At 41.9% G+C, this 23,604-nt stretch carries 21 protein-coding genes, 7 tRNA genes and 2 pseudogenes; 17 read left to right on the top strand and 13 right to left on the bottom strand.

Going from position 1 to position 23,604, the window contains the following annotated elements:
• Positions 1-43 precede the first annotated feature (43 nt).
• Together H5200_RS13255 and H5200_RS13250 are read right to left on the bottom strand one after the other, a co-directional pair.
• Positions 44-343 carry a DUF3301 domain-containing protein gene (locus H5200_RS13255; RefSeq protein ID WP_145241637.1) on the bottom strand — a complete coding sequence of 100 codons (300 nt, stop codon included), beginning with the start codon at positions 341-343 and terminating at the stop codon, positions 44-46.
• Positions 344-1,372: a DUF3549 family protein gene (locus H5200_RS13250; protein ID WP_182761642.1), complete on the bottom strand. Its 1,029-nt coding sequence runs from the start codon at positions 1,370-1,372 to the stop codon at positions 344-346.
• 103 nt (positions 1,373-1,475) lie between these two features.
• Here H5200_RS13250 and H5200_RS24060 point away from each other — a divergent pair.
• The 3 genes and pseudogenes from H5200_RS24060 to H5200_RS13240 form a co-directional block, all read left to right on the top strand.
• Positions 1,476-1,763, top strand: a pseudogene (locus H5200_RS24060) (YqcC family protein); the annotation flags it as partial.
• Positions 1,764-1,793: 30 nt separating this feature from the next.
• Positions 1,794-2,558, top strand: coding sequence for a tRNA pseudouridine(65) synthase TruC (gene truC, locus H5200_RS13245; RefSeq protein ID WP_310736236.1), 765 nt, complete (start codon positions 1,794-1,796; stop codon positions 2,556-2,558).
• Positions 2,558-3,007, top strand: coding sequence for a flavodoxin (locus H5200_RS13240; protein WP_149982930.1), 450 nt, complete (start codon positions 2,558-2,560; stop codon positions 3,005-3,007). The genes truC and H5200_RS13240 overlap by 1 nt, the downstream gene beginning before the upstream one ends.
• A gap of 50 nt (positions 3,008-3,057) precedes the next feature.
• Here H5200_RS13240 and H5200_RS13235 read toward each other — a convergent pair whose 3' ends face one another.
• Both H5200_RS13235 and gloB read right to left on the bottom strand, forming a co-directional pair.
• Entirely contained in the window at positions 3,058-4,641 is a 1,584-nt protein-coding gene (locus tag H5200_RS13235) for a LysM peptidoglycan-binding domain-containing protein (protein WP_149982931.1), read from the bottom strand.
• Positions 4,642-4,776: 135 nt separating this feature from the next.
• Positions 4,777-5,562 carry a hydroxyacylglutathione hydrolase gene (gene gloB / locus H5200_RS13230; RefSeq protein ID WP_149982932.1) on the bottom strand — a complete coding sequence of 262 codons (786 nt, stop codon included), beginning with the start codon at positions 5,560-5,562 and terminating at the stop codon, positions 4,777-4,779.
• Positions 5,563-5,614: 52 nt separating this feature from the next.
• Between gloB and H5200_RS13225 the strand changes: the two genes are divergently transcribed.
• On the top strand, positions 5,615-6,373 hold the full coding sequence (locus H5200_RS13225; protein WP_182761641.1) for a class I SAM-dependent methyltransferase: 759 nt from the start codon (positions 5,615-5,617) through the stop codon (positions 6,371-6,373).
• Here H5200_RS13225 and H5200_RS13220 read toward each other — a convergent pair.
• Both H5200_RS13220 and rnhA read right to left on the bottom strand, forming a co-directional pair.
• Positions 6,344-7,207, bottom strand: coding sequence for an MBL fold metallo-hydrolase (locus H5200_RS13220; RefSeq protein ID WP_182761640.1), 864 nt, complete (start codon positions 7,205-7,207; stop codon positions 6,344-6,346). The genes H5200_RS13225 and H5200_RS13220 overlap by 30 nt on opposite strands.
• 85 nt (positions 7,208-7,292) lie before the next feature.
• Positions 7,293-7,760 (bottom strand): ribonuclease HI, encoded by a 468-nt coding sequence (gene rnhA, locus H5200_RS13215; RefSeq protein WP_145241653.1) that lies wholly within the window; start codon positions 7,758-7,760, stop codon positions 7,293-7,295.
• A gap of 68 nt (positions 7,761-7,828) precedes the next feature.
• Between rnhA and dnaQ the strand changes: the two genes are divergently transcribed.
• From dnaQ to H5200_RS13170, 9 genes are all read left to right on the top strand, one after another.
• Positions 7,829-8,542 carry a DNA polymerase III subunit epsilon gene (dnaQ, locus tag H5200_RS13210; RefSeq protein WP_182717952.1) on the top strand — a complete coding sequence of 238 codons (714 nt, stop codon included), beginning with the start codon at positions 7,829-7,831 and terminating at the stop codon, positions 8,540-8,542.
• Positions 8,543-8,583: 41 nt separating this feature from the next.
• The gene (locus H5200_RS13205) at positions 8,584-9,927 is read left to right on the top strand and encodes a TIGR03503 family protein (RefSeq protein ID WP_404699424.1); all 1,344 of its coding nucleotides are present in this window, start codon (positions 8,584-8,586) and stop codon (positions 9,925-9,927) included.
• Between the two features lie 98 nt (positions 9,928-10,025).
• Positions 10,026-10,102 (top strand) — tRNA-Asp (locus H5200_RS13200).
• Positions 10,103-10,129: 27 nt separating this feature from the next.
• Positions 10,130-10,206 (top strand) — tRNA-Asp (locus tag H5200_RS13195).
• Positions 10,207-10,247: 41 nt separating this feature from the next.
• Positions 10,248-10,324, top strand: a tRNA-Asp gene (locus H5200_RS13190).
• A 31-nt stretch (positions 10,325-10,355) separates the two neighbouring features.
• A tRNA-Asp gene (locus H5200_RS13185) sits at positions 10,356-10,432 on the top strand.
• Between the two features lie 38 nt (positions 10,433-10,470).
• Positions 10,471-10,547 (top strand) — tRNA-Asp (locus tag H5200_RS13180).
• A gap of 37 nt (positions 10,548-10,584) precedes the next feature.
• Positions 10,585-10,661: transfer RNA gene (locus tag H5200_RS13175), tRNA-Asp, on the top strand.
• Between the two features lie 54 nt (positions 10,662-10,715).
• Positions 10,716-10,792 (top strand) — tRNA-Asp (locus H5200_RS13170).
• Between the two features lie 168 nt (positions 10,793-10,960).
• Here H5200_RS13170 and H5200_RS13165 read toward each other — a convergent pair.
• Complete coding sequence (locus H5200_RS13165) at positions 10,961-12,907, bottom strand: S9 family peptidase (protein ID WP_182761638.1); 1,947 nt, start codon at positions 12,905-12,907, stop codon at positions 10,961-10,963.
• 191 nt (positions 12,908-13,098) lie between these two features.
• On the opposite strand from H5200_RS13165, the gene H5200_RS13160 reads away from it, so the two are divergent.
• Both H5200_RS13160 and H5200_RS13155 read left to right on the top strand, forming a co-directional pair.
• The gene (locus H5200_RS13160) at positions 13,099-13,689 is read left to right on the top strand and encodes an ATP-binding cassette domain-containing protein (RefSeq protein WP_182761637.1); all 591 of its coding nucleotides are present in this window, start codon (positions 13,099-13,101) and stop codon (positions 13,687-13,689) included.
• Positions 13,686-14,800 (top strand): annotated as a pseudogene (locus H5200_RS13155) (DUF6136 family protein). Before H5200_RS13160 ends, H5200_RS13155 begins: the two are co-directional and overlap by 4 nt.
• A gap of 4 nt (positions 14,801-14,804) precedes the next feature.
• Here the strand turns inward: H5200_RS13155 and fadE are convergent.
• Positions 14,805-17,261, bottom strand: coding sequence for an acyl-CoA dehydrogenase FadE (gene fadE, locus H5200_RS13150; RefSeq protein WP_149982939.1), 2,457 nt, complete (start codon positions 17,259-17,261; stop codon positions 14,805-14,807).
• A 299-nt stretch (positions 17,262-17,560) separates the two neighbouring features.
• Here fadE and H5200_RS13145 point away from each other — a divergent pair, with 299 nt between their 5' ends.
• A complete protein-coding gene (locus H5200_RS13145; protein ID WP_149982940.1) occupies positions 17,561-18,325 on the top strand; it encodes a class II glutamine amidotransferase in 765 nt (254 codons plus the stop codon).
• Positions 18,326-18,428: 103 nt separating this feature from the next.
• On the opposite strand, the gene H5200_RS13140 is transcribed toward H5200_RS13145, so the two are convergent.
• The 5 genes from H5200_RS13140 to cmoA form a co-directional block, all read right to left on the bottom strand.
• Positions 18,429-19,226, bottom strand: a complete 798-nt coding sequence (locus tag H5200_RS13140; RefSeq protein WP_404699423.1) for a DUF3108 domain-containing protein — start codon at positions 19,224-19,226, stop codon at positions 18,429-18,431.
• Positions 19,180-19,827 carry a phosphoribosylglycinamide formyltransferase gene (purN, locus tag H5200_RS13135; RefSeq protein ID WP_145242362.1) on the bottom strand — a complete coding sequence of 216 codons (648 nt, stop codon included), beginning with the start codon at positions 19,825-19,827 and terminating at the stop codon, positions 19,180-19,182. Before purN ends, H5200_RS13140 begins: the two co-directional genes overlap by 47 nt.
• Positions 19,827-20,879, bottom strand: coding sequence for a phosphoribosylformylglycinamidine cyclo-ligase (purM, locus tag H5200_RS13130; RefSeq protein WP_145242360.1), 1,053 nt, complete (start codon positions 20,877-20,879; stop codon positions 19,827-19,829). Before purM ends, purN begins: the two co-directional genes overlap by 1 nt.
• Before the next feature lie 200 nt (positions 20,880-21,079).
• Complete coding sequence (cmoB, locus tag H5200_RS13125) at positions 21,080-22,048, bottom strand: tRNA 5-methoxyuridine(34)/uridine 5-oxyacetic acid(34) synthase CmoB (RefSeq protein ID WP_182717957.1); 969 nt, start codon at positions 22,046-22,048, stop codon at positions 21,080-21,082.
• Positions 22,049-22,068: 20 nt separating this feature from the next.
• On the bottom strand, positions 22,069-22,794 hold the full coding sequence (cmoA, locus tag H5200_RS13120) for a carboxy-S-adenosyl-L-methionine synthase CmoA (RefSeq protein ID WP_145242356.1): 726 nt from the start codon (positions 22,792-22,794) through the stop codon (positions 22,069-22,071).
• 115 nt (positions 22,795-22,909) lie between these two features.
• On the opposite strand from cmoA, the gene H5200_RS13115 reads away from it, so the two are divergent.
• On the top strand, positions 22,910-23,599 hold the full coding sequence (locus H5200_RS13115; RefSeq protein WP_145242354.1) for a DUF3334 family protein: 690 nt from the start codon (positions 22,910-22,912) through the stop codon (positions 23,597-23,599).
• Positions 23,600-23,604: the final 5 nt, after the last annotated feature.

Raw genomic sequence — 23,604 nt, 5'->3', positions numbered from 1 at the left:
CTAACTCGCAAACTTGCTAACTCACTAACTCACTAACTCACTACTAAATCTTATGCGGCGGCACTAAAACGCTTTTCAGCATTTCATTTTCCATAAATAACACCCCTTGATAAACGCTTTCACCATCACTGGAAAATTCAAAAATAAACTCGCTTTTGATACCAGGTTTGCCGCTTTTTAAAAGGCCAAAGCGGCGTTTAGTGCAGGCGACACTCATTAATTGCACTTGTAGCTGGTCGCTTTGACGTTTTGCGTGTGCGTTGGCAGCTTCAGCAACTTTACGATTAAGCCAAAAAAGATAAATTACACCACCAATGATAATGAATGTCCATAAACTTGCCATTTACGAGAATAACCTTCCAATTGCTCGCGCGAGAGTTTCGCTGCGATTTTCTTTACGAAGTAAACCTAATAAGTGTGGTCGAATACTCGGTATTGCAACTAAGTCAGCAAAAATACTTGGGAAAAGCTCTTCAATTTGCTGATGATGGGCGCAATTGTCCATAAAAATATGTAACCGCTCAGGATCAGTGAGCAAGTTAAAACAACGTCCAGCTATGGTCAGTAAAACATCCGATTCTGTGGCAATTTCTGAATCTAAAATAGTATCCACTAATTGTGCCGTAAGTGTTTGCGCTTGTGCTTTTGACATTGCACGTAGGGCACAACACAGGGCTAAGGTATCTTTTTGCGCAATGGCTTGCTGGGCGTAGCTTAACAATTGTTGACTAAATACCGGCGGTATTTCAACATGTTCAAGCATTGCGCTGAGCGGTTGTAATACTTCAGCTGGCACTTGCTCCCAGGCTTGTTGTAATGACGCTAGATTTTTATCGCTATCTAAGCGTAATGCAAAATCAGCAATACCCTGTACTGCCACACTTTGCCAATTATCAAACCCTAGTTTGCCACTAAAATACAGTTGGGTGTACTCATAATATTGTGAGGCAGGTTGTTTTAATAACACTTTTAACTGTGCATTAAATGCAGCTAGTTTATTTGCGTTAGGTGTAAACACATACGGGTTATTATCAAGCTTCCCGTCAGCTTGCTCGCCGGTCAAATCATTGCCAAGTGCTTCTATTACCATATTGGCAAAGTGATCGCGACTGGCGCATACCAGTTTGCTTTGCTCATCAACTGGAAACTTTAAAAACCACACGTAGGGCTCGCTACTGGCTTTGCTATCCCAAAACTGAATAGCTAACCATGCATGGCCTGCGAGCGGGAAAGGATAGGGGATCTGTGCTTGCTCAATGGCTAAAAATTGCTTTTTATCTAGCTTGGTAATATGTCTGCCAATATCAAAAACGCGCCAATTTGTGCCTGCGCCATCAAGTAATTGCCCTAAGGTTGCGATCTGCTCGGTCATAATGATCCACTGATTTTTACTGCAAAATTCGTTAAATTATACGCCATAGCAGGCCATGTTGGAACAGGGTATAATCAAGCAATGATAATCAACAAGGGTGGTTATGTACCAACAGACCCAAACTTACTTAACGCAACTCGAAGACTTATTAAAACAGCATCAACTTTGGCAAAATACTCCAATTGATCCGCAAGCGTTAAACTCAACAGTGCCATTTTGTCACGATACTATGGCGTTTGAGCAGTGGTTACAATTTGTATTTATTGAAAAAATGCAAATGTTAGTCGCTCAACAGCAGCCGTTACCGAGTAATTTTGCCATCGCGCCAATGGCTGAACTCATGTTAGCGCAAAAAAATGGTGGTGCAGCTGTGATGCAATTATTAGCTCAGCTTGATAAGTTATTAGGAAGAGAAGTAATAGTGAATGAACGTCCAGCCCCCGTTGAGTTTGGCGAGCTTGAAATTTTGTACCGTGATGAAAACTATATCGCAATTAATAAGCCTTCTGGTTTATTAGTACACCGATCATTTTTAGATAAACACGAAACACAATTTGCGATGCAGATGCTGCGCGATCAAATTGGCCAGCATGTGTTCCCTGTGCATCGTTTAGATAGGCCAACATCAGGTGTGTTACTGTTTGCATTGAGCTCTGAAGCTGCACGGGACATTAATCAGTTATTTATTGATAATCAAATCTCGAAACGTTATCTCGCGTTAGTGCGTGGTTTTGCGCCGGAGTCGGTGTTTTTAGATAAACCACTAAAAGAACAGCTGGATAAAATTGCGGATAAGTTTGCTGATCAAAATAAAGCCCCACAAGAGGCACAAACTCAGTTTAACTGCTTGCAGCAAGCAATGTTACCGATACCAATTGATAAATACCCAACAGTGCGCTATTCGCTGGTGGAGTGCTTTCCTAAAACTGGTCGTAAGCATCAAATCCGCCGTCACTTAAAACATTTATCACTGCCTATTATTGGTGATGTTAATCATGGTGATAATCAGCATAACCAATTTTTTAGAGAGCATTTTGCATTACGTCGATTAATGTTATTTGCAACTGAGCTTAATTTTGTGCACCCTTATACTCAACAACAAATCAATATTAAAGCGCCGCTAGGTGAAGCAATGCTCACTATTTGTCAACAGCTTGGCTGGCCACATCAAGAGAAGGATTATTAATGGCAACTATTAGCATATTTGTAGGCAGTGTTTATGGTGGTGCCGAGCGTTTAAGTGACGACGTTATTGACGCAATAGAACAAGCAGGGCACAGCGTAAATTTAGTTGATCAACCAACCATTGCAGATATTCAGCAAGCCACACATATTTTAGTGATCACCTCGACCACCGGACAAGGTGATATTCCTGACAACCTTGCTGGTTTTTTTAACGAGTTGAATAGCACTTTTCCTATGTTAACTGCTAAGCCATACGGTATTATCGCCATGGGCGACCGAAGTTATGGTGATACGTTTTGTGGCGCAGGGCGAAGTTTTGATGAGTTATTTCGTGACTTACAAGCACAACCTATCGGTCATCGTTTAGAAATCGATGCCTGTGAAGATTTTGAACCTTGGCCAGTAACTCAGCCATGGCTCCAAGAGTGGTTAGCTAAGTTACCTCAGTAGATAATAAAAAAGAGCGAAAACGCTCTTTTTTATTATCTGTATAACTTCGTTTAGGTGCTTTTCACATCCACTTTAAGCTTTAACTTTTGTCCTGGTTGTAAGTATTTTTGTCCTGATAAGTCATTCCATTTGATAATATCGTTGACTGTTAAATTAAACTTAGCTGCGATGCGAGCCAGAGAGTCACCACGGCGAACTTTATAGGTGATTGTTCGATTGGTACTGGCTAACGCCGCCTGAGGGGTCTTAGGGCTCTGATAAACCGTTAACTTTTGTCCTAAACGTAACACACTATTCTTTTTAAGTTTATTCCAGCTAGCGAGTTCATTAATGGTTACATCGTACTCTCGGCTTATATCCCATAAAGTATCGCCATTTTTAACCGTATGCGAGAGCTTCTTTTGACTATTGTTATTCACCGCCATACGCATTTGCTTTGGTAAGTGTTTACTATTGATTGCACCGTCACTTAACGGCACTAATAATTGCTGACCAATACGAATGGTATTTGACTTTAGTTTATTGAGTGATTTGATAGCACTGGTGCTGGTGGCAAACTTTTTCGCAATCACCGATAAACTGTCACCGCTTGCGACAATATATTGTTGCCAACGCAGACGATCTTTCATCGCTGTTTTAGCTAATAATTGTTGAAACTGCTCAACTTTATCTGTTGGTAATAATAAAAAGTGAGGACCATTTGGATCCGTTGCCCAGCGATTAAAACCTGGATTTAAACGATATAATTCAGTCAGGCTAATATCAGCCATATCCGCGGCCAGTGCTAAATCAATTTGTGAACCTACATCAACCGCTTCAACAACTTGTGCATTGATAATCGGGTTCCACTTTATCCCAAAGTCATCTTGGCGTTTTAATAAGTCTGATAATGCTAATAGTTTTGGTACGTAGGTGGTGGTTTCACTGGGTAAATCAAGAGACCAAAAATCAGTAGGCAAGTGCTTTTTACGGTTCTTTTTTATGGCGCGTAATAAACGCCCTTCACCTGAGTTATAGGCCGCGATGGCGTTGAGCCAATCACCCTCTAAGGTTTTATGTAAATAAGATAGATAATCAAGCGCCGCACGGGTTGATTGTACAATGTCACGACGACCGTCGTACCACCAGTTTTGCTTTAAATCAAAACGCTCACCAGTTTGTGGCATAAATTGCCAAATACCTGATGCACTGCGGTATGAGTAGCCAAATGGATCAAAGGCACTTTCAACAATCGGCAGCAATGCAATTTCGATTGGCATATCGCGTTTTTCAATTTCTTCTACAATAAAATGTAGATAAGGCTCAGCACGTTTTGAAATACGGTCTAAATAAGCTTGGTGTCTTGCGTAGTAATTACGCTCAGTGACGACAGGGCGATTTTGCGGGACTTCAATCGATAGTTGATAACGAATACGCTCCCATACATCATCAAAAATAGGTGCTTCATCTACATCATTTACTTGGTGATATTGCGCATTGATCATCAACGCTTCGCTAATATCATTTGGGCTTGCGCCTTCAAGTTGCGATTGTTCTGGGTGATTAGCAACTAGGTCATCAGGTTGTGTTGATGTTAATGTTTGACATCCACTTAGCACTAGTGCTAAGGCTAAAACAAGGGGGGATTTATTCATAAATACCAATGCATCAGGTAAAAAACTCGGCGAATACTACCTGTAATGAGATAACATTGCCACTTTTTGACTATCTAAAATCGTAATAATCAACTATCTAAAAATTTAATTGCTTGATTATTATAAGATTGTTTTTTAAAAATGGTCTTTCCAGATTCTAAGACCTGCAAAGTTTTGCCAAGGTTCATTATTTTGTAAGGTGTTTTTTGTACTCGGATTATATGTTTCAGGTAAGCGCTTTAGTATTCCAGTAATATCAGTTCGCATAAATGGGTTTATTTTTAGCTCTAATGCGAGTGTACTTGGTAAGGTAATTTGATTATTTTGACGCTGAATATCTACCCACTGTGCGTACTCAATTAAATCGCGGTTGCTAGGTTCCACCGCCAACGCAAAAGCTAAATTTGACTGCGTGTATTCATGGGTACAATAAATTTCACACTCAGGCGGTAATTTTTTTAATTTATCAAAAGAGTGCTGCATTTGCTCAGCGGTTCCTTCAAATAAACGCCCACAGCCACCGCTAAATAAAGTATCACCTGTAAAAGCAAGCACAGGATTAGTGTAACAAATATGATCTAAGGTATGTCCAGGTGTTGTTATGATGGTAAATTCCGTCCCAAGTACGGTTATCTTATCCGCGTCCATTAATGGTTTTGTGATCCCTTTAAATGGACTATTGTGTGGGCCGTATACATCAATACCCGCAAATTTTTCACATAAAGCGGCTACGCCATCAGTATGATCATAATGATGATGGGTAACTAAAATACCCGCTAAGGTCAAACCTGCTTGGTTTAAATAAGTTAACACTGGTTCAGCTTGACCTGGGTCAACTACCCATGCTTGCGAACTTGTAGGGTCGCTAAGGCACCAAATGTAATTATCAGAAAAGGCTTTAATTGCTTTGACTTGCACCATGTGACATTGCTCTATAAAGTGACGATATCAAACAGTATAACGAGCTCAGCGTATGAAACCAGCCCTTAGTTTTCAAGAAGGACCCAAACCACTGTCGTGGCAAGAGTTTCCTCATGGTGACTATTTACGTAGTGATATAGAACGTAAAATGGCCAAGTGGTTACCGCGAATGTTTGGCTATCACATGTTAAAACTCGGTAATCTCAGTGGCGAACTTAATACCAGTAAAAGCACCATTAAACACCAAGTCTGCGTAGCAGAGTCAGGACCATTTACAGGTGTTGTTGCCGATATAGATGAACTCCCTTTTTACGAGCACAGTGTTGATGCCTGTATATTAAGCCATTGCTTAGAGTATCACACCGATCCGCATCATATATTACGTGAAGCACACCGCACCTTAATACCAGGTGGCTATATGGTGATCACCGGGTTTAACCCATTTAGTTTATGTGGACTGGCGCAATTGTTGCCCTTTAGCGGTCAAAAGTTGCCATGGACGGGACGCTTTTTCACTCCCGCACGAGTAAAAGATTGGCTTAACCTATTAGGTTTTGAAATAGTCACTGATGAACGTTTTATTTATTCGTCATTAGCACGAGGCAACCGTTTATCGCGGTTTGCGCCATGGCGACGTTTTACCAAGCAATATCTAAAACCCATGGGAAGTGTGTATATGTTGGTCGCTCGTAAACGAGTTGCGCCTTTGACACCCATAAAGCCTAAATGGCACGCTCGTCCACAGTTTGCTCCAGTAAAAGGAGCGGGTTTACGGCAAACCTCAAAGCAACACTGTGAGCGGAAGCGTTAAATAACGCTGACTGTTTTGCTGTGCTTTTGGTAATTGGCCTGCGCGAATATTCATTTGTATTGCTGGGTGCAATAATTTAGGCGCACTGAGTGTTGCATCACGGGCGCTACGGGTTGTTATGTAATCTTGCTCAGAGGCTTGTAGATGAATATTACTGGTGCGCTGCTCGAGTACCGATGTTTTGTTGGCAAGCGGGCGATCACCCGGCTGATAGTCGTGGCACATCCATAAAATAGTTTCATCGGGCAGGGCTAAAATACGTTGCAGTGACTGATAAAGCGTTTTGGCACTGCCACCTGGGAAATCACAGCGTGCAGTACCGCTATCGGGCATAAAAAATGTGTCACCAACAAACAAGTTGCCTTCAATTAAATAACACACACTGTCTGGAGTATGGCCTGGTGTCGCTAATACAGTAACCTTGTGTGCGCCCAGTGCAAAATGCTCGTTATCAGTAAATAGCTGTTCAAATGGGCTACCATCACATGGCATATCAATATTATACAGGCGGCTAAAATGCTCCTGCACTTGTATTATTTTTTTACCGGTTGCTAACTTGCAAGGATGATATGCCGCAAGTTGCTGCTTTATATAACTGGCGGCAGTAATGTGATCTGCATGGGCGTGGCTTTCTAAAACCCACTCAAGAATAAGTTGGTTATCGTTTATATGGGCAATGATCTCGTCGGCGGTTTGAAAACTTAACGTACAGCTAGCAGCATCAAAGTCAGCAGGGGCATCGATCAACATGGCAGATTTAGTGGTTTGGCAAGACACTAAATAAGTAAAGGTAGCACTTTGCTGATGAAAAAAAGACTCGATCGAGATAGCCATTTAACAACTCCATTATTTAATATATCCAAAGCTTATATCATATAACTAAGTTGTTAAATGGTTTATGATGAATTACCTACTAATATTATTCAGGGTTGTAACCTTCATCGACTAATAAATCTTTACTGCCAGCGGCATCACGCGCCAAATCATCAACAATTTCATTGTATTTATTGCCGCTATGACCTTTTACCCACTTCCAAGTCACATTATGACGGGCGCAGGCTGCATCAAGACGCTGCCATAAATCGACATTTTTAACTGGTTTTTTAGCAGCCGTTTTCCAGCCTCGCTTCTTCCAGTTAGCAAGCCATGATTCAATACCTTGTTTCACGTATTGGCTGTCGGTGGTGAGGTTTATCTCACACGGGCGGTTTAAACTCTCAAGAGCAACAATTGCTGCGAGCATTTCCATTCGATTATTGGTGGTGAGGGTATAGCCTTGGCTTAATTTTTTTTCGTGGTCATTATAAAACATAAAAATACCATAACCGCCGGGGCCCGGATTACCTAAACATGAGCCATCGGTGTAAATCTCTACGGTTTTTTGCACTGTTTTCCCTTGATCTTATGTACAATAAAGTGATTATAGAAAGATACCAGAGTCAGGCTAAATTCGATATGGCACGTAGACAAATAGTTTTAGATACAGAAACCACCGGCATCGACCCTAAACAAGGGCATCGTATTATTGAAATTGGCTGTGTGGAATTAGTGAATCGTCGTTTAACCGGCAATAACTTTCACGTTTATATCAACCCACAGCGCAAAAGTGACGAAGAAGCCATTGATGTTCATGGTATCACTAATGAGTTTTTACGTGATAAACCGTTATTCCATCAAATAGCTCAAGAGTTTCTCGACTATATTAGAGGGGCGGAGCTGGTAATTCATAATGCGCCGTTCGATGTCGGTCATATGGATAATGAATTTGCGTTGCTCAATCAAGGTTATCAAAGAACCCATGATTACTGCCAAGTTCTCGACACCCTCAAAATGGCGCGTGACTTGCATCCAGGACAGAAGAATAACTTAGATGCGTTATGCCGGCGTTATGATGTAGATAACGCTAAGCGTACCTTACACGGCGCACTACTGGATTCTGAGATCTTAGCTGACGTTTATTTAGCGATGACGGGGGGGCAGGTAAAGCTCAATCTTAATCAAAATAAAAATCAAGGCAGTGAGCAACAACAAAAAGAACTGCGTCGTTTAGATTCAAACCGTCCACCGCTGGTGGTCTTACAAGCCAACAATGATGAGCAACTCGCTCACGAAGAGCGATTAAATATAGTCAACGAAGCCGGTGGTCAATGTATATGGCGCGCCGAATAAGGCAAAACATGAGAAGCATAATGTTAGTTGTGTGTTTGGTTATGATGTTACCAAACACCAGCAGTGCAACAAATGAAGATAAAATAACCTTACTGCAGCGCGATGGGCGGCAAAATGAAATTCCTTTACTGGAAAATCGTTTTCGTATTGATTATAAAGTTGACGTAATCACCTTATTATTTTTTCGCAAGCCCGGTGCACCAGCAGTGGTATTGGTAAAACCCGATGGCAGTAAATATTATGCAACCTCGGCGAGAAAAGATGACAACCTACAATGGTTTGATGAGCTAAGTTATGATCTGATTACTATTAAGCAGCCAATGCCTGGGCCTTGGCAGGTCGTTGGTAGTATTTTGCCGAAAAGCCGGATTGTGGTGTTAGGAGAAGTAGAATTACAAGCCGAACCATTACCCCCATTACTGTTTCGTGGCGAAACAGTTAAAATTACAGGGCAAATACTAAATGATGGTGAGCCGATTCAAGTGGGCTTGTTTCGGGATGTGGTCAGTTTAAATGTTGACTTTATTAGCACCAATAACAGTGACTTTGCAAACTTTGGCGCTGGCACTCAGAGTGTTGCTGAATTTAAAGACGATGGCCGTGGTTTCGATGAGCGCCCTAAAGATGGTATTTTTACCGGTGAATTTAAATTAGTTTTCCCAGCCGGACAATGGCGACCAGAGCTATATATTGAAACCCCATTATTAAAGCGCACCGTGGTGCAAGATCTTATCGAAGTTAAAGAACCCCCCTTTAGTTATGAAATCGCCTTAGCCGAAGATGACCTGCAAGAACATCATTTAACTATTACCCTCGATAACCAAATAGTGCAACCAGAGACGGTATTGATCCAAGGTAAAATTTATTACCCTAATAATGAAGAGCAAATGTTTACGCTTGATGCTAAAAACAGTTTGACCCGCCAGCTGACGATTAAAAATTATGATTGGGGGCGATACAGTGTTGAACTGTCTGTTTTTGGCACTAATGTGAATGGCCGTGAATTTATGGCAACTTTACCGACCTATAAATTTGAAATCGAGCGGCCAATTGAAGTGGTGCCTGAATTACCAGCACCAATTATTACCCCAGCACAGCAACAAGAAATAGAAAGAGTTGCTAAGGAAGCCGAATCAATGGCAACAATTACATTTATTAGTTTAATTGTTGGCGGGAATTTACTGGTTTTGCTGTTGGGTTGGTTAGCAATTCGTGTATTTGTGCAGAAAAAATCAATCATGCCGAAAATCAACTTACCATTTTTGAAGAAAAAAACAGCAGTTGAAAATGAGCCGCAAAGTAATGAAAAAAAAGAACTCGACAAAAATGGTTCAAAAAGTGATAGATCCGGTGAAATTTTAAACCTTTCGATGTCAGATGACTAAAAAACCTGTAAAAAAACAAAAAAGCCCTTGACGAAGTAGGGGTTGGTTCGTATTATTCACGCCGCTGTCAGGGGAGACTCAGACAGCAACGAAAATGTGGAGTGGTAGTTCAGTTGGTTAGAATACCGGCCTGTCACGCCGGGGGTCGCGGGTTCGAGTCCCGTCCACTCCGCCAATTTTCGACAATTTGTAAGTACACGCTGGAGTGGTAGTTCAGTTGGTTAGAATACCGGCCTGTCACGCCGGGGGTCGCGGGTTCGAGTCCCGTCCACTCCGCCAACACTTACACAACATATGGTTGTAAAACATATTCTTATTATGGAGTGGTAGTTCAGTTGGTTAGAATACCGGCCTGTCACGCCGGGGGTCGCGGGTTCGAGTCCCGTCCACTCCGCCAATAAGAAAAAATAACAGTTTAAATATGCGCTGGAGTGGTAGTTCAGTTGGTTAGAATACCGGCCTGTCACGCCGGGGGTCGCGGGTTCGAGTCCCGTCCACTCCGCCAACTATTTAAACAATGTTGTATTACAAAATTTGTATGCTGGAGTGGTAGTTCAGTTGGTTAGAATACCGGCCTGTCACGCCGGGGGTCGCGGGTTCGAGTCCCGTCCACTCCGCCAACAAATTAAGTAATAACAAGTATAATGATATCTCTGCGGAGTGGTAGTTCAGTTGGTTAGAATACCGGCCTGTCACGCCGGGGGTCGCGGGTTCGAGTCCCGTCCACTCCGCCACTTGATATCAGTAATAAAATTAGTAAGTGCATTACCCCATGCACATACCACTGCGGAGTGGTAGTTCAGTTGGTTAGAATACCGGCCTGTCACGCCGGGGGTCGCGGGTTCGAGTCCCGTCCACTCCGCCACTTGTTATTTCCTCAATAACAAGCTTATAAAATCCTTATATAAATTTTTGCATAAAACACCTTTTGCTATCAGCTACCTTATCTGAACTTGACAAAGAACATAATAAAACCTGCAATCTTGATCAGAATTACAGGCTTATAATTAAACTTCTAGTCAGCTTTAATATATTAGCCTTGTGGGCCAAAGCGTTCTTTTAAGTAGGTATCTAAAAAGTTTAGATACGCGTTGGAGGCACTGATACGGTTTTCTTTTTTGCTAAAACCATGACCTTCATCGTCAAATAATACATATTCGACCGGTACGCCATTGGCTTTCACTGCGGCAACTAACTCATCACTTTCTATCTGTAATACGCGCGGATCGTTGGCGCCTTGAATAACCATTAACGGTTTGGTGATATTCTTAGCATGGAATAGCGGTGAGATTGCACGATGACGCTCGCCGTCCGTTGCAGGGTCGCCCATTTCATCGTACAACGCTTTTTTAAAGCTTTCCCACCACGGTGGAATTGAGTTGAGCGTTCTTACCCAGTTGGTGACACCAAAAATATTAATGCCCACTTTGAATTCTTCAGGCTCAAAAGCAAGCGCTGCTGCGGTCATGAAGCCACCGTAGCTGCCACCTATGATACCGATTTTTTCTGCATCGACCCAATCTAAACTTTGTAAGTGTTTTTTACCGTAAACAATGTCTTGTAAGTCGTCGGTGCCGTGTTTTTTATCATCTAAATGAAAAAAGGTTTTACCATAGCCTGAACTGCCACGGTTATTAACCGCAAAAATAGCATAGCCATGATTGACTAAATGTTGTTGCATTGCACTGTAACCAGTGCGGCTTTGGCCACCTGGGCCACCGTGCACCCAAATTAGCGCTGGCACTTTATTATTGCTACTGGCTTGCTTGGGTTTATAAAGTACGCCGGGTATCTCTAAACCGTCAAAGCTTTTAAAGCGCACTATGGTACTTTCAACTAAATCATTTTGATCTATCTCTTTGCTTAAAGTATTACTTAATTGCTGTGCCTTATCACTACCCACTTGCCAGACAAACAGGTTACTTGGCGAGGTATCTGAATTTAAGTAAAACGCCATGCTTTTTTCATCTGCAGAAAAGTTAACACCACGTAAGTTACCTGCGGGTAACTGAGGCATCGCAATCTCTTTGTCTGACTGGGTATCAATCACCGTGACTTTAGTGCTGGCATCGGCATTGACACCGCTGACTTGATAACGCCCTGATTTAGAAAAATAAATGAAGCTGACATCCCAATTATCTTTTAATACAGGGCTATGCTCCTCTGAGGCCAGCTCATAACGCCACACTTGTGAAAACTCGCCTTTAGCATCCGTTGAGTAGTATAAGTATTTACTATCAACAGAGAAGGTTTCAGGCGTGTATTGAGCTGGTGTATTGTGTTTTGAAATTAGCTGTGGTTTGAGGGTCTTTTTATAGGTATCGAGAATAAATGTGTCGCTGTCTTTATTGGTGTTGTTTTTAGAGAGTGCGATATAGCGGCCATCGGGGCTGATTGCTCCGACATCTAAACCAAGCGTATTTTGATAAACCGGGGTGATTTTATAGGTTTTACTATCAACGCGGTATAAGTCCATAAATTTAGCATCGCGCTGGTTACTAGTAATAAAAAACTCGCTGCTATTTTCTGTAAATCCTGCAAAGCTTGCGCGGGTTTCATCGCCGGGGGTTAAATCTGTTATTGACCCGTCAAGTTCACGGACGTAGACGTGAAAGCGCTCATTGCCGCCAGAATCTTTGGTAAAGAGGACCCTTTCATCATTTGGGAAGTAACGGACAGGGTAGGTGCTATCCTGAAAATTGGTTAAGCGGGTTTTGTTGCCTGTTTTTGCATCTACTTCATACAAGCTGTAAATACCACTTTCATCAGAGCTTACCAGTACTTTATCGCCATTGGGTGAAAAGCTACTGCCCATAATTGCGGTCGTATCAAAGAAGGTTTTAGCATTATAGGTGCTAACTTGCTGAGTTTGCTGCGACTGTACTGTGGTGACGGCTGTTGTTGAGGTTGATTGGCTACAACCGCTCAAGGCAATACTGATTGCACAGGCGAGTGCGGCAAATTGCAATTTTTTGTTCATAGTACATTCCTTGGTTTATTGTTATCTAATCATATTTTTACCGGTTTTAGTGTTGCCCTAACCCTATTTTAACGCAAGTTTTTAGCTGATTTTAACTGCAACAAAGTGTTACAAAGCCTGTATCGTTAAAAATACAGCCTACGTTATAATACTCACTCATATAAAAGGCTCTCTCATATAAAAGGAAAGTGATGATTGAAGTTAGTGGTTTACACAAGCAATTTGCCCAAAACATCCTATATAAAGATTATCGCATCAGCTTTACAGCACCGAGAGTATGTATTGAAGCGCCGAACGGTCAAGGTAAAACCACGCTGCTAATGATGCTTGCTGGACTTGAGCAACCACAAAGTGGACAGATATTATTTGCAGGCAAGGTGTTGTCTGAGCCTTATAAACAGGTAGCAATTGCCAGTGATCGCATCGCGCTGCCTGAGTTTTTAACCGCGAAACAAATTATCAATTTAACGGTTGGCAGTTTAGGCTGCGATTGGCCGACAGCGCTTATCAGCGGCTTTAATTTTTCAGATTTTTTAGCGACTCGTTTTGATGCGTTGTCATCGGGTAATCAAAAAAAGTGCCAATTAATTTTAGCGTTAATGCGCGGTGCGCCGTATTTGTTACTAGATGAGCCCAGTGCGGCACTTGAACAAGCCAGCATTATATATTTACTTGGTTTACTAGATAATTATTTAGCAGATAAAGCGCATGGGCAAATCATTATCACTTGCCATGAGCCGGCGCCGTTTATTGAGCATGGCTTTGAGTGTGTCCCCTTATGAGCAAGCTAGGTATTAAGCTTGAGATTGCACAATATCGCTCATTTATGCAGTATCGTTATCAGGCCTATAAAATTGAGCTGGCACAACTACTACAGCAACTTAAAAACTTCGGCTTATTATTTTTAGTGGTACTTGGCTCAGCCATGCTTGGAATGATTTTGCTGTTATTTTTAGGTCTGGGCAAAATCATCGACAGCATAGATGCGCCGCAATATGGCGCTCAAATGGCGTGGCTGTATCTATTACTGCAAAGCGTGATGCTCAGTGCAATGAAATCAGCCATTCAAAATAGTCAGCAGCGGCTCTTTCAACGCACTATTGTAAGGTCAAACTGGCTTAAGTTAATGGATATAAAATTATTGCTTTTAAGCAATGGCTGGTTGCTAGCAAGTGCTGTAATTGCGCTGGATTTAAACTATTTACAGTGGCTACGAGCACCCCATTTTGTGCTGTTTATGTTACTGCAGTTTAGCCTCGGTGTACTGTGTTTGTACAAGCCAAGAGCATTAATATATGGCTTAGTATTTACTGCTATTTTAGTCTTGCTACCGATTAATATAGCGCCGTTAGCCTATCACTGTGGCTTTATTATATTATTTGCGCTGAGCATGTTGTTGCCAGCATTTTCGCTGAGCGACCAGTTACCGAACAATGCATTATCTACTTTTTGGCTGAGCTTTTTTATGCAACATAGCAGGGTACTAGTATGGCGAGTGGCTTTATTGTTGTGTGTATTTATGGCAATCACTACTTTGCTCAATGAGCGTGCTGATTTAGAGGCTATATTTAACGTGATAGCCGCAGCTTTTATGGTGTTGTTTACCAGCTCACTGCAATTTGATTGTGGTAAGTTACATGATAAGTATCAGTTGTTTTTCAAGCAAATTATCAACAACGGGTGTTTTTTATCAGCCAATTTATGCCAAGTTGCTTGTTCTTTTTGATAACACTGAGCAGCTATCTGCTGTTTGTTGAACAAATAGAATGGTTATTACTGAGCCTGAGTGTTGGCTGGTGTATATTACAATTATATATAGCACAAAAAAAACCAGCGCATTTTGCGCTGGTTTGGATGATTACAACAGGCGGGCTGTTGGCTGTGTTAACTTAATATGTTAAGCAGCATTCGCCTTTTTTGCCGTGTTATTACGTGCGGCTTTGCCTGCTAATAAATCTGCAGGGTCAAAGTCGTCAACGTTAATAACATCTAAACGTGCTTTTTCAACGCTTGCCAGCTGATCAGCCTCTGCTTGCGTTAAAATACCCGCTTCAAGTCCCATCTGAGCAACTTTATCAAGCTGGAAGAAAGGCAGTTTAACGCCTTTTTCACGACATACCTTATCAAATAAAGGTTCAACAGCTAGCACGTCTTTAAGCGTTTGCTCTTGACGACCAACTAAGTTAAGTGGTTCATTTGTTAAGTATACGTAGCTTGCTAAACGGTTACGTGTTTCGCTAGGTACTTGTAAAATTTGTGCTAATTTATGCTCAAGTTTATCAGTCGGTTTACGAACTGGACGACCGAACGGGAACAACATCAACTTAAGTGCTGCACGAAGCGGAGCTGATGGCATATTGTTAATTAAATCAGCAAGTGCACGTTGACAGTGGTAAAGGTGATCTTGACAGCTCCATTGTACAAGCGGTAAATCTTCTTTTTTACGGCCTTCATCGTTATAACGTTTCAGCGTTGCAGACACTAAATAAAGGTAACTAAGCAAATCACCTAAACGAGCGGAAATACGCTCTTTACGTTTTAGTGAGCCACCAAATACAGCCATGCTAATGTCAGACATCAATGCAAGTGACGCACTAAAGCGCGACGCAGTACGGTAAAACTCAGCTGTTTCGTCTTTAAATGGTGTAGTTGCAAAACGGGCTCCGGTAAAGCTCATCCACTTAGTACGTACAAGGTTAGACATAGTAAAGCCGATGTGGCCCATTAATGCTTTATCAAATACCGCTAGCGCTTCTTCACGATCTTCGATTGCGCAGGCACCCAATTCAGTCAGTACAAATGGATGGCAGCGAATGGCACCTTGACCGTAAATAATCATATTACGGGTCAAGATATTTGCACCTTCAACAGTGATGGCAATTGGTGCACCTTGATAGCCACGACCTAAATAGTTATTTGGCCCAAGCATAATACCTTTACCGCCGTGAACATCCATTGCATGATTGGTTGAATCACGCATTTGCTCGGTCAAATGGTATTTAATGATTGCCGAAACAACCGATGGCTTTTCGCCTAAATCAACCGCACCAGTTGACATGCTAACAGCCGCATCTGAGCTGTACGCATAACCTGCTAGTTTTGCTAGTGACTCTTCAACACCTTCCATTTGGCCAATAGGTAAACGGAATTGACGACGAATACGGCTGTATGCTCCACTTGCAAGTGCAATTGTTTTAATACCACCCGTTGAGTTTGACGGCAATGTAATAGCACGACCAACCGATAAACATTCAACCAGCATGCGCCAGCCTTGGCCGGCCATTTCTGGTCCACCAATAATGTAATCAAGCGGTACGAAAATGTCTTTACCACGAGTAGGACCATTCTGAAATGGTACATTTAGCGGGAAATGACGACGACCAATTTCAACACCTGGCATGTCTGTAGGAATAAGTGCACAAGTAATACCTGGCTCTTTAACATCGCTTAGTAGACCATCTGGGTCTTGTAGTTTAAACGCCAGACCTAATACTGTCGCAACAGGCGCTAGCGTAATATAACGTTTGTTCCATGTTAGGCTAAGACCAATGACTTCTTCGCCTTCCCACATACCTTTACATACCACACCATAATCTGGAATGGCGCTGGCATCAGAGCCTGCTTCTGGTGAAGTTAAGGCAAAGCATGGGATCTCTTGACCACTAGCAAGGCGAGGTAAGTAATGATCTTTTTGTTCTTTAGTACCATAGTGCTGTAACAATTCGCCCGGACCTAATGAATTAGGAACGCCTACAATTGATGAAAGCAGGGTAGATTTACTGGTTAACTTTTGCAGTACACACGATTGTGCAAAGGCAGAAAATTGCAGGCCGCCATATTCTTTTTTAATGATCATGGCAAAGAATTTATTATCTTTTAGGTATTGCCAAACATCTTGTGGTAAATCGGTTAACTCATGAGTTGCTTCCCAGTCGTCCAACATACTACATACCACCTCAACTGGACCATCGATAAAGGCTTGCTCTTCGATTGTCAATTTAGGCATTGGGTATTGGTGTAATTTGTTCCAATCAGGACGGCCGCAAAAAAGATCGGCTTCCCACCATGTTGTACCCGCATCAATGGCTGATTTTTCAGTTTCAGACATAGTTGGAGTAACTTTTTTAAACATGGCAAAAATAGGTTTAATAATATATTGCTGACGAATGCCAGTAACAGACAATGGCACTGCAATGATCAAGAAGATCAACCAGCTAATTGCGCCAAATGCACCTGCAAAGGTACCAATGACAAGTGTTGCGATGGAAACGCCAAGGGCAGTATTCCAGCTCGCTCTGTGGTAACTCGCGATGCTGAGCAGCACGATTAAACCAAGTGTAAATATGAGTGTCATGTATTCAATCCTTAATAGAGGTCAGACCACCTTTAGTTAGAGTAGCGCTAGAGTGAATAATTATCAAGTAGCTTAGTGAAAATATCAGTGACTGTTAATTTGTAATCTGTGCACATCAGCATACGGATAAATGTGTGATTCGTCAGTATGATTTATTTGAGAAAAAATTAAGCTGTTTTCTTGCTTGCCTTGCCCTTGCTTATGTTTAACAATGCCGCTAAGGCCTAAGTTACGGGTTTACGCTTTTTAAAAAGCAGTATTTTAAAAGTATAAAAATTTTTGAAAGGTTAATTTATTTTATGTGTGAGTTGCTTGGCATGTCGGCGAATGTGCCTACAGATATTTGTTTTAGTTTTTCAGGGCTGTTAGAGCGCGGTGGTAACACAGGTCCGCATAAAGATGGCTGGGGCATTACTTTTTATGAAGGGAAGGGGTGTCGTACTTTTAAAGATCCTGAGCCTAGCTGTCAGTCTGAAATTGCCAAGTTAGTAAAGGCCTATCCCATTAAAAGTGTCTCGGTGATTAGCCATATTCGCCAAGGTAATCGTGGCCGTGTCTGTCTTGAAAATACGCATCCTTTTACCCGTGAGTTGTGGGGCAGGGAGCTGACCTACGCGCATAATGGTCAGCTTTCGAATTATCATGATTTAAAACCTGAATATTATCGGCCAGTGGGTAATACCGACAGTGAACTGGCGTTTTGTTGGTTACTCGATCAAATTCGTGAAAAATACCCTAAACGTCCAGCTAATATGGCGTCAGTGTTTCGTTATGCGGCAAAGCTTGCACACACTTTACGTGAAAAAGGTGTGTTTAATATGTTGCTGACTGATGGTGTGTATGTGTTAGCGTATTGTACTAATAATTTGCATTGGATCACCCGCCGTGCGCCGTTCGGTAAGGCTACGTTAATTGATGCAGATATGGTGGTAGATTTTCAACAAGAAACTACGCCAAATGATGTCGTAACGGTGATCGCTACTCGGCCACTGACCAACGATGAGCGTTGGCAAAAAATGGAACCAGGTGAATTTGCGTTGTTTAAAATGGGTGAGTTAATTTAGCCGTCAGTTTTAACGTTTGAACTTAATTAATGTGGTTATAAGCTGAAAAGCCCAAGTTATGATCGTCACACTTGAGCCTTTCGTCTTGCATCTTGAAAGCAATTTATTCTGGTGTTATTTCGTTTTTAACTTCTTCAGGTAATGCAACTGGGTTGGTTACCGTGAACGAGTTAAGTTGCACTTCAAATTGTTCTACGCCTTTTTCGCCTTTCCACATCCTGACTAGCATGTAATCCATTTCAGGGGCGAACCATGCAAGCGCTTGGCGTTTATCATTATCATATAAGCGTTTTACTTTGATCGCTTCGATATTACCGATTGGTAGGGAAATAGTCTCTTTACCAACGACCTCAAAGTTATACTCACGGCAGTTGCCTTTTTTATCAACTAACGGATACGAAAAGCTGGTTTTACCCATTTTTAATTCTTCGCGCACTTGTACTTGGTATGAAATTGAGTCTTGAAATTGCTCAGACCACTCACACTCAATGGGGTATTTACTTTCACTGCTGTTTACGAGTTTTTTAGTGTGGTCAAATTGCAGTGTATATTCTTTATCCGGGCCTGTGCCTGTGCGGATCATGCTATAACTTTCAGGCGTGATTTTTTTGTCGCTGAAAGTAAAATTTGATGTTTCTTTGCGTGAATCTGAGAATATCATCCACTCAATGTCACTGTGGTAGCTAACTTGGTAACTGTTATCTGCTAGTTTTTTTAATGTGCGGACGCCTTGACCATGGTTTTCGCCTTTGCGCAAAATATCATAGTTAGCTTCAAATTGAGTAAGTTCACCAGCAATTAAACTAGTAGGAAGTAATAAAGTGCCCGCACAGAATAGCAAGGCACTTAGTTTTTTATTCTGGGTAGTGCGCGCCGTGTGCAGGAAGTTGTTTTTTGTCAAGAACTGCATAATCTGCTTCCATAGTAAGTCGTTGTTCACTGAACCACTTGACCACCAAAGGGTAAATTATATGCTCTTGTGCATGCACGCGTTTTGCTAATGTGTCAGCAGTATCATCTGCCAGCACGGGTACTTTGGCTTGAAGAATGACAGGACCACCGTCTAATTCTTCAGTAACAAAGTGCACACTTACGCCATGAATGTCATCTTTTGCATCAATTGCTCTTTGGTGGGTATTCAGCCCCTGGTACTTAGGCAACAAAGAAGGATGAATGTTCAACATTTTTCCTTTAAATTTTTGCACTAAGTTAGGAGTAAGAATACGCATAAACCCAGCTAATACAACTAGATTTGGTGCAAAAGAATCAATAACGTTCATTAATTGCGCATCGTAGGCTTCGCGCGAGTCAAAATCTTTATGGCTGAGCACTGCTGTTGCAATGCCCGCTTGCTTTGCTCGCTCAAGGCCATAAGCGTCTGCTTTATTACTAATTACAGCCGCTATGTTTGCATTTATCTCGCCGTTATTACAGGCGTCAATGATGGCTTGTAAATTAGAGCCACTACCTGAAATTAAGACTACTAGACGAGCAGGGGCCATTAATCACGGCCGCCTAGGATTTCTACTTGCTCTTCGCCAGCTTTAGCATCATGGATCTCACCAAGGTGCCAAGCATTTTCGCCAAGCTCTTTTAAGATGCTTAAGCTTTGCTCAAGTTTGTCAGCAGGCACAACCAATACCATACCTACACCACAGTTAAATGTGCGGTACATTTCGTGGGTGGTGATGTTACCGTTTTCTTGTAACCAATTAAAAATACCAGGCCACTGCCAGCTATCACCTTTAACTACTGCTTTTGCAGACTCTGGTAATACGCGTGGGATATTTTCCCAAAAGCCGCCGCCAGTAATATGCGAAAGAGCATGAACATCTACTTGCTTGAACAGCTCAAGTAATGGTTTAACGTAAATACGTGTTGGTTCAAGCAGAGTTTCGCCTAATGTTTTACCTTCAAATTCAGCACTTGTATCAGCATTTGATACTTCAAGTACTTTACGAATTAATGAGAAGCCATTTGAATGCGGGCCGCTTGATGCAAGCGCGATTAGTTGATCACCAGCAGCTACTTTTGTGCCATCGATGATATTTGCTTTTTCAACTACGCCAGTACAAAAACCAGCCATGTCGTAATCTTCGCCTTCGTACATACCTGGCATTTCAGCAGTTTCGCCACCAATTAATGCACAGCCAGAGATCTCACAGCCTTTACCAATGCCTGTTACTACGTCTGCGGCAGTATCAACATCAAGTTTGCCTGTTGCATAATAATCTAGGAAAAATAATGGCTCAGCACCTTGAACGATAAGGTCATTTACACACATAGCAACTAAATCGATACCTACAGTATCGTGTTTTTTAAGGTCGATAGCTAAGCGTAACTTAGTACCAACACCATCAGTGCCTGCAACAAGTACTGGTTGCTTATAACCAGCTGGGATTTCGCAAAGTGCGCCAAAGCCACCAATTCCGCCCATAACTTCAGGACGACGGGTTTTTTTAACTACGCCTTTAATACGCTCAACAAGTGCGTTACCGGCATCGATATCTACGCCCGCGTCTTTATAACTTAGAGACTGTTTTTGTTCGCTCACAGGATTTCCTCAAAAAAGTTGCATGGTTTTGCATGTGTATGCTTAGAAACGCGCGTATTTTACAACAATTGCAAGGGCGCGGCTAGTTCAAATATGAGTTTACTATTATTGACAAGGACACTTGTCCGTATAATGACACAATAGATTTAGGTCGCAGGTGCTAGGTAGTTCCTAGCACCTAAAACCTAGTTCCTTTAGTATTAAGCCTTTGCAGTCAAAATTGCACGCAACGGCGCTGGGTAACCTTCAATGGTTTTACTAGTATCGTTTGGATCTAAAAAGTCGATCAGGGACTCGTTTTCCATCCAATCTGATTTACGTTGTTCTTCAAGCGTTGTAATAGCGCAGTCTTTCACTTGCACATCTTTAAAACCAACACGTTCCATCCAGAGTTTTAGCGCTGCCGTGCTCGGAATAAACCACACGTTACGCATCTTCGCATAGCGGTCAGTGGGCACGAGTACTGTGTTTTCATCGCCTTCAATAACTAAGGTTTCAAGCACTAATTCACCACCTGGGCGAAGCTGCGCTTTTAATTGTGCTAAAAAGTCGATAGGGGAACGACGATGATAAAGCACACCCATCGAAAACACTGTATCAAAGGCTTTTAACTCAGGCAGGGCTTCAACACCTAGCGGTAATAAATGCACGTTTTCATCTGGGTTAAAGTGTTTGATGGCTTGAAACTGACATAAAAATAAATCAGACGGATCAATGCCAACCACAAACTCAGCGCCTTCACCGCGCATCCGCCATAAGTGATAGCCAGAGCCACAGCCGATGTCTAAAACCGTGCGGCCTTTTAGCGGCTCAATGTGCGGTAATAAACGGTCCCACTTCCAATCGCTGCGCCATTCAGTATCAATTTCAATACCGTGTAGGCTGAAAGGGCCTTTACGCCATGGCATCATTCGTTTTAATAAGTGTGTAACTTGTTTTTGTTCGCCGTCGGTCATTTCGCCTGGGGCACCAATTTCAACTTTGTCGATAATATTGACGTGTTTGGTCGCCACTTCAGGCAAGTTTTTTAACACTTTCTGCCATTTTGGTAAATCACCGTGACTTGCCTCTAATTGCCAGTGTTTTAATTGGCTAGGTAGCGTTTCCAGCCAGTGACTTAGCGGGCTTTGTGCGATTGCGGCGTAAAATTGGTTAAACCATTGAGACATTGAATTACTCTTTATATTTGTTACTTGATTGCTACCAGTGAGCAAAAATTAAAACATTGATACCACACTTGGGTTTGGCTAAAGCCAATATCGGTAAGTCGAGAAAGGTGAGCATTTAAAGTATCTGGGCGCATTACATTCTCAATGGCGGTACGTTTTTGGCTAATTTCTAATTCAGAATAACCATTGTGGCGTTTAAAATCGTGGTGCAAGTCAATTAGCAAGTTATCGCATTGCTCGTTCTCGCCTTTGATTTTTTCGCTTAACAGTAATACACCACCGGGTTTTAAATTCGCGTATATTTTTTCAAGCACGGCTTGGCGCTGTGCGGGTGGAATAAACTGTAAAGTAAAGTTCATGGCGACCACTGACGCGTTTTCAATATTTAGCTCATTAATATCACCAAGCGTGACTGTAACAGGCACTTCTGAGCGAAAGCCGTGCAAATGTAATTTACAGCGCTCAACCATGGCTTGAGAATTATCAACGGCAATAATATGGCAATTATCAGTGCGGATATTACGGCGCATGCTTAATGTTACTGCGCCAAGGGAACAGCCCAAATCATAAAGGTTTGAATTGCTTTGCGCATATTCACCGGCCAATTTACCCATCGTACTAACAATGGTTGCATAACCCGGAACTGAGCGCTGGATCATATCTGGGAAAACTTCTACTACATGTTGGTCAAAGCTAAAGTCTTTAACCGCTTGCTCAGTGGCATAAATGCTGTCTTTTATGTTCACACAAACAGTCTCTTGAAAAATAATAGGGCTATTTTAGCATTTTATGCTGGATAGTCAGTGATAATTTCAGTAGCTTGGCTAGAATAATGAATAACAAGTAGAAAAAGAGAAGTTTATGAGCAAAAGTAAAGTGATCAGCACAGATGATATATTGGCAACTCTTTGTCATTCTGTAACGAGTGTATTGTCATCGGCAAGTGGTAATAGTATTAGCTACTCAGCAATGGTACAAAAAATAACCCGCACCTGTATGCGTCCTGATATCGGTTGTTTTGTGTTATTTGATGGCGGATTTACAGGACTGGTAATTACTAATTTCACCTCGCAAGCGGCGATGGAGATTTATCATGATTACATGCGTAATATGGGGATGCCTGAAGAAGAACTCGCTCATAGTCACTTATCGGACGACGTATCAAATGTACTCGGTGAATTGATGAACCAAATCGTTGGTGATTTTACTTCAAAGGTACGCGAGCAGCTACATACTTCAATTACCCAAAATCAACCGAAGATGATGGCCATCAATAAGCAAGTACAGATTTCGGTCGATACTACGATGGATAGACCGCAAGCACGGCGCGTGACATTTACCACCAGTAAACAAAATATCTTTTATTTAGAATTAGCAATGGATAAAACTGAGTTTATCAAATTGCACGATTTTGATATTGCTGAAGCTATTGACCCAGATGACATCATTGAAAACGAAGCAAAGCATAAAGCAGAAAAACAAAAAGCTGCTGATGATGCTGCTAAAGCAAGTGATTTAGATGACGACTTTATGGCAGAACTTGGTTTATAAAGCTA

This window comes from Pseudoalteromonas sp. SG43-7 (assembly GCF_014164295.1).
Lineage (GTDB): Bacteria > Pseudomonadota > Gammaproteobacteria > Enterobacterales > Alteromonadaceae > Pseudoalteromonas > Pseudoalteromonas rhizosphaerae.
Note: the sequence above shows the minus strand (reverse complement) of the source record. Positions and strands in the feature narration are given on the sequence as shown.